This is a genomic window from Bradyrhizobium sp. (genome assembly GCF_049691595.1).
GTDB lineage: Bacteria > Pseudomonadota > Alphaproteobacteria > Rhizobiales > Xanthobacteraceae > Bradyrhizobium.
The window spans coordinates 1-8,662 of record NZ_JBAVNZ010000294.1; the positions used below are offsets into that span (position 1 = coordinate 1).

General features: G+C 63.4%; 8 protein-coding genes. 4 read left to right on the forward strand and 4 right to left on the reverse strand.

Annotation, left to right across the window (positions count from 1 at the left end; all coding sequences use genetic code 11):
- The first annotated feature begins 148 nt into the window (after window positions 1-148).
- From WCE35_RS13175 to WCE35_RS13190, 4 genes are all read left to right on the forward strand, one after another.
- Entirely contained in the window at window positions 149-1,354 is a 1,206-nt protein-coding gene (locus WCE35_RS13175; RefSeq protein ID WP_424593788.1) for a CaiB/BaiF CoA transferase family protein, read from the forward strand.
- A 6-nt stretch (window positions 1,355-1,360) separates the two neighbouring features.
- On the forward strand, window positions 1,361-2,527 hold the full coding sequence (locus tag WCE35_RS13180; RefSeq protein WP_424593789.1) for an acyl-CoA dehydrogenase family protein: 1,167 nt from the start codon (window positions 1,361-1,363) through the stop codon (window positions 2,525-2,527).
- A 139-nt stretch (window positions 2,528-2,666) separates the two neighbouring features.
- Window positions 2,667-3,803: a thiolase family protein gene (locus tag WCE35_RS13185; RefSeq protein ID WP_424593790.1), complete on the forward strand. Its 1,137-nt coding sequence runs from the start codon at window positions 2,667-2,669 to the stop codon at window positions 3,801-3,803.
- Window positions 3,800-4,159, forward strand: a complete 360-nt coding sequence (locus WCE35_RS13190; protein WP_424593791.1) for a Zn-ribbon domain-containing OB-fold protein — start codon at window positions 3,800-3,802, stop codon at window positions 4,157-4,159. The genes WCE35_RS13185 and WCE35_RS13190 overlap by 4 nt, the downstream gene beginning before the upstream one ends.
- A 184-nt stretch (window positions 4,160-4,343) precedes the next feature.
- Here the strand turns inward: WCE35_RS13190 and WCE35_RS13195 are convergent, their stop codons facing one another.
- The 4 genes from WCE35_RS13195 to WCE35_RS13210 all read right to left on the reverse strand — a co-directional run.
- Window positions 4,344-4,706 carry a hypothetical protein gene (locus tag WCE35_RS13195; protein WP_424593792.1) on the reverse strand — a complete coding sequence of 121 codons (363 nt, stop codon included), beginning with the start codon at window positions 4,704-4,706 and terminating at the stop codon, window positions 4,344-4,346.
- Window positions 4,707-4,774: 68 nt separating this feature from the next.
- Window positions 4,775-6,499 carry a hypothetical protein gene (locus WCE35_RS13200; RefSeq protein WP_424593793.1) on the reverse strand — a complete coding sequence of 575 codons (1,725 nt, stop codon included), beginning with the start codon at window positions 6,497-6,499 and terminating at the stop codon, window positions 4,775-4,777.
- A gap of 304 nt (window positions 6,500-6,803) precedes the next feature.
- Window positions 6,804-7,238 carry a phage tail protein gene (locus tag WCE35_RS13205; RefSeq protein WP_424593794.1) on the reverse strand — a complete coding sequence of 145 codons (435 nt, stop codon included), beginning with the start codon at window positions 7,236-7,238 and terminating at the stop codon, window positions 6,804-6,806.
- Between the two features lie 405 nt (window positions 7,239-7,643).
- The coding region (locus tag WCE35_RS13210; RefSeq protein WP_424593795.1) for a beta-L-arabinofuranosidase domain-containing protein at window positions 7,644-8,662 on the reverse strand (1,019 nt) is incomplete at its 5' end.

Here is an 8,662-nt window from a genome sequence, read left to right on the forward strand (position 1 = left end):
CATATACGGCGTATGGGTCCCTGCTTTCGCAGGGACGACACCGGTTGTTGGTCTCCAGCGCATACGCCCATACGCCCGGCGCGCTTGATCTTCCCAACGCGCTGCCGTTACTAGGCCGGAACGACATATCGGGGGAGCAAACCAGACCATGGGACCATTGCAGGGCATCAAGGTCATCGACATGACGACCGTGCTGATGGGGCCCTATGCCACCCAGATGCTCGGCGACTACGGCGCCGATGTCATCAAGGTGGAATCGCTCGACGGCGACGTGACGCGGCAGATCGGGCCGACCCGCCATCCCGGCATGGGACCGGTGTTCCTCAATACCAACCGCGGCAAGCGTTCGATCTGCCTCGACCTCAAGAAACCGGCGGGCCGCGGCGCCGTGCTGCGGCTGATCGCCGCCGCCGACGTGCTGGTCTACAATGTGCGCCCGCAGGCGATGGCGCGGTTGCAACTCGGCTATGATGTGGTCTCGGAAATCAACCCGCGCCTGATCTATGCCGGCGTATTCGGCTTTGGCCAGGACGGGCCTTATGCCGCCAAACCCGCCTATGACGACCTGATTCAGGGCGCGACCGCGCTGCCGGCGCTGATGGCGCAGACCAGCGACGGCGTTCCCCGCTACGTGCCCAATGCGCTGGTCGATCGCATCGTCGGGCTGACGGCGGTGGGCGCGATCTGCGCCAGTCTCGTCGATCGCAACCGCACCGGGCGCGGCCAGCGCCTGGACATCCCGATGTTCGAGACCATGGCCGGCTTCGTGATGGGCGACCACATGGGCGGTCTCACCTATGAGCCGCCGCTCGACAAGGGCGGCTATGCGCGGCACCTGTCGCCGGATCGCCGGCCCTACAGGACATCGGACGGCTATATCTGCGTGATCGTCTACAATGACAAGCAATGGGAGAACTTTTTCAGGGCGACCGGCCGCGACGATCTTCGCGCCAATCCGAAATTTTCGACCTTCGCCGGCCGCGCCGCCAACATCGATACGGTCTACGCCGAACTGGCGCGCATCCTCGAAACCAGAACCACCGCCGAATGGAGCGATATCCTGGAGAAGGCGGACGTGCCCGTGATGCCGATGCACGACCTCGAAAGCCTGCTGCGGGATCCCCACATCGTCGCGACCGATTTCTTTCCCGTCATCGATCATCCGACCGAGGGGCGGATTCGCAATATGAAGGTTTCGGCGCAATGGTCGGATACGCCGGTCGAGACCAAGCGGCTGGCGCCGCGCCTGGGCGAGCACAGCGCGGAAATCTTGCAGGAGGCGGGCTTTTCTCCCGAGCAGATTGCCGCGATGGTGCGCGACGGGATTACCAGAGCGCCCAGCACACAGGACTAGAGACCGATGGATTTTGCGCTGTCAGCCAATCAGGAATCGATCCGCGACGCCGTCGGGAAAATCTGTTCGCGTTTCGACGAAACCTACTGGCTGAGGAAGGACAAGGAGGGCGGCTATCCCGCCGACTTCCACCGCGCGCTGGCCGATGCCGGCTGGCTCGGCATCTGCATTCCGGAGGAGTATGGCGGCTCGGGCCTCGGCATCACCGACGCCGCGATCATGATGCGGACGATTTCGGAGTCCGGCGCCGGCATGTCCGGCGCCTCCGCCGTGCACATGAACGTGTTCGGGCTCAATCCGGTGGTCGTGTTCGGCACCGCCGAGCAGTGCACCCGCATGCTGCCGCCGATCATTTCCGGTGCGGACAAGTCCTGTTTTGCGGTGACCGAGCCGAACACCGGGCTCAACACCACGCAGTTGAAAACCCGCGCCGTGCGCAAGGGCGACCGCTACATCGTCAACGGTCAAAAAGTCTGGATTTCCACCGCGCAGGTCGCCAACAAGATCCTGCTCCTGGCGCGCACCACGCCGCTGCAAGAGGTGAAGACCCCGACGCAGGGGTTGAGCCTGTTCTACACCGATTTCGACCGCAAGCGCGTCGCGGTGCACGAGATCGAGAAGATGGGCCGCAAATCCGTCGATTCCAACGAATTGTTTTTCGAGAATTTCGAGATCCCGGTGCAAGATCGCCTCGGCGAAGAAGGCCGCGGTTTCGAATACATCCTGCACGGCATGAATCCGGAGCGGATTTTGATCGCGGCCGAGGCGGTCGGGCTCGGCAAGATCGCGCTGTCGCGCGCCTCGGCTTACGCGAAGGGCCGCATCGTGTTCAATCGCCCGATCGGCATGAACCAGGGAATCCAGCATCCGCTGGCGAAAAACTGGATGGAGCTGGAAGCCGCCTGGCTGATGGTGCTGTCCGCCGGCTGGCAATACGACCAGGGCCTGCCATGCGGGCCCGCCGCCAATGCCGCGAAATATCTCGCCGCCGAAGCGGGCTTTCATGCCTGCGAGCAGGCGGTCATGACCCATGGCGGCTTTGGCTATGCGAAAGAATATCACGTCGAGCGCTATTTGCGGGAATCCCTGATCCCGCGCATCGCCCCGATCAGCCCGCAGCTCATTCTCAGTTTCATTGCCGAGAAGGTGCTGGGCCTGCCGAAGTCGTATTGAGGATCGATGGGAAGATGTGCGAATCTCTGCGACCGTCATTCCGGGGCGCATCGAAGATGCGAATCCGGAATCTCGAGATTCCGGGTCTGCGCCTGGCGGCGCATCCCGGAATGACGAAGCCAAACGTCGGATCGCGATCATGAGCTTCATCACCGGCGTCGGACTGACATCCTACGGCAGGCACGAAGGCTCGTCCTCGCTCGACCTGATGAGCCAGGCGGCGAAGCTTGCGATCGCCGACGCCGGGCTGAAACGATCCGAGATCGACGGCATCCTCTGCGGCTACAGCACGGTCTCGCCACACATCATGCTGGCGACCGTGTTCGCCGAACATTTTGGCATTCGTCCGTCCTATGCCCACGCCGTGCAGGTCGGCGGCGCCACCGGGCTCGCCATGACCATGCTGGCGCATCATCTGGTCGATGCCGGCCTCGCCAGACATGTGCTGGTGGTCGGCGGCGAAAACCGTCTCACCGGGCAGAGCCGCGACGCCTCGATCCAGGCGCTGGCCCAGGTCGGCCATCCCGATTACGAGGTGACGCTGGGACCGACGATCCCGGCCTATTACGGCCTTGTCGCGTCGCGCTACATGCACGAATATGGCGTGACCCAGCAAGATCTCGCGGAGTTCGCGGTGCTGATGCGCCAGCACGCGACGAGCCATCCCGGTGCGCAATTCCACGAGCCGATCGGCGTCGCCGATGTGATGGCCTCAAAACCGGTGGCGATGCCGCTGAAACTTCTGGATTGCTGTCCGGTGTCTGACGGCGGCGCGGCGTTCGTGGTCAGCCGCGAGCCGACCTGCGAGACCGGCGTGCGCGTGCGCGGCTGCGCGCAGGCGCATACCCATCAGCATGTCACGGCGGCGCCTCGCCTGAGCGAACTCGGCGCCGAGATCGCGATCGCCAGGGCGAAGGCGGCGGCGGGCCTTGCGATATCCGATGTGCGCTATGCGGCGGTCTATGACAGTTTTACCATCACGCTGGCAATGCTGCTGGAAGATTTAGGTCTCGCCGGACGCGGCGAGGCGGCGGCGCGGGTGCGCGCGGGGCATTTTGGCCGGGACGGCGCCATGCCGCTCAACACCCATGGCGGCTTGCTCAGTTACGGCCATTGCGGCGTCGGTGGCGCGATGGCGCATCTGGTCGAAACCCATCTGCAGATGACGGGACGCGCCGGCAACCGCCAGGTCCGCGACGCCTCGGTCGCACTGCTGCACGGCGACGGCGGCGTGCTGTCGTCCCATGTCAGCATGTTCCTGGAGCGGGTGCGATGAGCGACAAACTCGCGGACTGGACCAGGGGCCAGCCGGCCATCATTTATCAATCCTGCGGTTCATGCGGTGCGGTTCAATATTTTCGTCGCGGTTTTTGCGCGGCGTGCGGCGGGTCCGATCTGGAGGAAAAACGCGCCGGCGGGGCAGGGACGGTCTACGCCACGTCGCTGGTGTGCCGGGCCGCCACGCCCGAGACCCGCGCGCATGTGCCTTACAATATCGTGCTGGTCGATACCGCCGAGGGTTTCCGCATGATGGCCCATGGCGACAACGACCTTGCCATTGGTGACAAGGTCGCGGCGCGGTTCACGCAATTTGCGGGGCGGCTGGTGCCGTATTTTGCGAAGGTGAAATAATGCGTTCGGGGTGTGCTGGCGTCCTCAGCAAAGGCGGCCCCGACGTTCCCCGGATGCCGCGCAGCGCCACAAGCGCGTTTACGCGCGTCTTCGACACGCTATGGCGGTGCGTTGCTGATCCGGGCCGGATATCACTCCGCATCTTATGTCTGGGTCTCGGCTCTGCGGAGCAGCGTGGCCTGCCTCACTTGACCGTTGCGTCAATCATGCGCGCCACACGCAGCAGGATCATGGGGCCATAGATCTTGGCGACCTGCTTCTTGATCAGCACGATGTCCTCCGGAGTGAGCACGTACTCGGTAGACTTGTACAGGCCCATGCCGAGCTGGCCCCGCCTTATGGCTGCATCCGGCTCGAGACCGGCCTCCGGCGTCGCCAGTGCGCGGAACACGACCATGCCCAGTGTCAAGTTCCGGTAGCTCTGGCACTCGCGTCCATCTCGGATGGGTGGGTCATCGGCGCACTCTCGCACTGGTTTCTCGTCGATGTCCAGCAGGGCGACGGTGAAGTCCACCCGTCGCTCGTCTGCACTTGCTGGCGTGAGCATGAGCAGTAGTACTGCGGCGACTAGTACGTTTCTCATGAGGTAGCGCTCCTTCTTCGTCTTGTTTAAGGTCAGAGACCACCGCAGTGCCAGTTGATCTTGGTGCTGCTGGCACTGCCGTGGGCAATCGTGATTGCCGAAGTCGAGATGGTGTAGGCGAACCTCGTCAGAGCCGCCTGCGAACTCACGGTGCACTGTGGGGCAGCGGTGTAGGTGTTGGCGAACGTGATGGTGCAGCCGGTCGCGGTTGTTCCCTCCGTCACCTCGCCGTCCACGTCGGTGCCTCGCGCGGCGCTCGGAGAAGTGCCACACGCTGAGATGGAGGGGGCGGTCAGGCCCACGGTGACGTGCCCGAAGCCGTCCGCCGTGAGAACGTTGTTGTTGTTCGTTGTCGTCTTCTTGGTGGCTTGCAGGGATATCCTGGTGCCATTGGCTGTTGCGGAGAAATTCTCGTCAGCGATCAGCGCAATACCGCCGTTGCTGGAATTGGTGAATGATGTTCCGAAGCCCTGCCCCTGGAGCAGGAAGAGAAAGTCCCCATTGCCAATCGCGGTCGGGGATGCCGCGGTCCCTCGCGCATTTCGAGTTACGACCTGCGGAATCTTGAAGGCGCCGTTCTGGAATACCTCGATGCTCAAGACTGCATCAGATGCATCCGCCGCGGTGACGTGCACCATCGAGCCAGCAGGCGGTGCTATGTTCTGCACCGTGTTGGCGTTGACGTGCAGCGGTGCCTGGGCGTTCGACGTGTTGATGCCGACGGGGGCCGTGCCCTGGGTCCAGATCGCCTGGTTGATGGTGCTGCCGGCCGTCAGCGGATCTGTCTTGAGCGCGTAGTAGTTGGTCAGCGAAGCTCCAGAACCCTTGACTACGTTCTCGACGCGAACGCCATACATCTCCGTGACGGTGTAGGCCGAGCCAGTCAGCAGCGAGGGGACCACGAAGATGCCGGCCAGGTCGGTAGCGTTACCGGGTGCGAACGCGACCGAGTTCTGTATGCCGGCCAGGTCGTTGATGCCCCCGCCCACAGTCTGATCGATCAGGATGCCGTGGCCTGGGTTAGTTGTCACGCCTACCGTGAGGCTGGTTATCTTCGGCAGGTTGGACGGGACCATCGAGCCCGTGCCGGTTGCCGAATTGGCCGGTGTGACCCCGCCGCAAGCGAGCGCACCGCTCATGGTGGTGGTGCCGGAATTCGTCACGGTCGGAACGATGCTGACCGCTCCGGTCGATACGTTGCCGAGCGGGATCGTGCCAGTACCCTTGGCGTCGATCGCCAGCGACTCGTTGGTTCCGGTCGATATTGTCGTGAGCTGAGCCCCGCTGCCCGCGGCGAGGCCCACCACTGTAGCGCCGGCAGCCGCCGATGCAGCTGAAGTGTCGACCTGGAACACCGGACCAGTCAGACTATTGACACCGAGCTGACTGGCATCGACGCCACCGAAGAGGGCAGGACCACTAGTACAGAGCGTACCTGCACCAGGTATGCAGCCACCAAAGGCCAGCGACGTGCCCGTGGCGGCTCCCAGCACGTTTGGCGCTACACCGCAGCCCTTGAGCAGCCCGTTAGTGCCATTGAAGCAGGTTGGATTCCCACTGACTACTGGAGCCGTCGGCATGATCGAATTGACGATGTCCGAAGGGACCGTGCGCATCTTGCTGGGGGTTATGAGTCCTGTCGTGTTGTCCGCGAAGGGTGTGTTGATCTCAGTCTGTAACGCAGCCTTGGTACTCTGAGCGTGAACCGGAGACACCACTGCCAGCAGAAGTGTGAATAGTGCGAGTATCTTCCTCATGGGGACCAACCTCACTGCGCAGTTAACAACGCGACTTGGTGCATAGGTGAGCATTGGGTTCGCCGCCGAAATGCTGGAAGCGGTCTGGTTGTGGTTAGCCGTGCCTCCACCACCAGAGGCGTCTTGGACGGTGATGCCTGTTGTTGCAGAGTTGATCGTTGCTGTGCCATTGCTACCAGCCCGGAAACGCGCCACCTCCCGTCGCGGTAGAAGCACTAATTGCGTTAGAGGTGTGTGTGACCCGGATCATTCGGGAACACCGGATGATTGTGAGATCCCACCCCCGTGTTGAACTGTAACTTGGTCAATGCGCCATCCCTGCTGGAAGCAGGCCACTATAGTCCGGTAGGTTGAAGGCCGTTGAGCCGTCACCATTGCCGCAGGCGAAGAAGGTCATCGTGCCGGAGCCGGTGGCTACGCGACTGACTGCCTGGCCATAGGCAAAGGCGTAGTTGGTCGGGGCCGTGAAGCCAGCCACCGGGATGATCGTTCCCACGGGGACGCCCGAGGTATTGGGCCAGTTCACCGGACTGAGGATGTGGAACGTGCCCGCCGCCACATCATAGATAAGGCTGACGGCGTTGGTCGCGACCAGTTCCCTACCAGTCAGTGGCCCCGGCCCAGTGGCCCCGTCGCGAACGACCTGGACGTTGCCGAAGCCGGACGGGTTTATCGTCGCGGCCGCCGTGTTGGTGTTCGCGGAGATAGAGTTGGCTGCGTCCGGGACACCAGTGTTCACCGCCAGTAGAAGATGATGCCGGCAATGACCAGCATCGCCGTCACCGCGGTCATTCGCGCAAGCGCCTCCGAAGCGGCGCGCCTGGTGGCTTCCTTCATGCCGGTCTCCCTGGACTCGTTCCCTGAATTTGGTCTTGAATTTGGGCATGACTCATCGCGGCGCGAGAGACGCGCGAACTACGGCCTTGATTGTTACTCGAAATACCCTGCGACCAGTGTTCGCTTGAATCGATCCCACTCGGCGAACATCGACGGTGTCAGACTCGAACAGTAATGCGGCGGCAATTTGGCTCGCGCGCAGCCGGTTTGTGAGCGCGAAATGGAGCTTTTGGGGATGCAGAACCGCGCCGATAGCGTTTTTCGGACGGCTCGATATTGGTTAGCGGCAGGAAAATGCGCCAAAAGATCAGGGTTTTCGCGCGCGCTTCAAGCCATCGAGCTGCGCGGCAATCGCGTTCGGCTGCGTCACCGGATAGGAGCAGAACGTGCTGGTGCAGGCGAACGCCGCCGGACCATCGGGAAAATCCGGATAGTCGACGTCGAGGTTGGCGAGCTTGCCTTCGCGCTTGTCCCACCATTCGGCGCGCTTGTTGACGAGCGGATAGGCCAGCGCGGCGCGGTACAGCGCCGCGGAGCGCGGGTCGTCCCTGGCGCCGACGATGGTGACGTGCACGGCCTCGTTGCGCAATTCGTCCTCGGCGAGCAGCACGTCCGGCAGGAAGCCGAAGGCGTCGAGGATCGGCGGCGACGTCAGATAGCCCATGCCGGCCTCGGCGATTTCACGGTAGCGGTTTTCGCCGGTGTAGGACGACAGCAGGCTGAACATCCGGACCGCCGTGACATTGTCCTCGCGCTGCTTGATCGGTTTTGTCACATGCTGCGCGTCGGGTGACGCCGACGCCTGAAATCCGCCGGTCGCGGGATCGATAAAGGTTTTTGCGATGAAATCCGCGGCGCCCCGTGCGTGCGCGAGCCATTCGCGCTCGCCGGTGGAGCGATGCAGCGCCAGCAGCGCCTTCGCCATCTCGACATTGTCGGCGAGATAGGGACCGCCCTTGTCCTGTTCGGCGTGGCGGAAGCCGCCGCCGGGCAGGGCGCGATCGGCCAGCACCCAGCGCGCCGCCTTGACCGCAAGCTCGCGCGCCTCCGTGACGCCAGTGGCATCGTAATAGGCGAGCAGGCCGGCGATCGCCTGCGCGGTCTCGCGGGCATACAGCCTGCGGTCGACGCCGGGCTCACCCTCGCTCATGCCGTAGGAGGCGTAGAAGCCGCCGCCCGGGGCGGCCATCGTGTTCCTGAGAAAACCGAAGATGCGATCCGCGGCCTGCCGATAGGCGGGATCGCCGAACATGACGGCGGCCCGTGCGAAGGCGGCAAGCCCGGCCTCCTGCGCGAACATCGGAAACTCATGCGCCGGCTCCGACC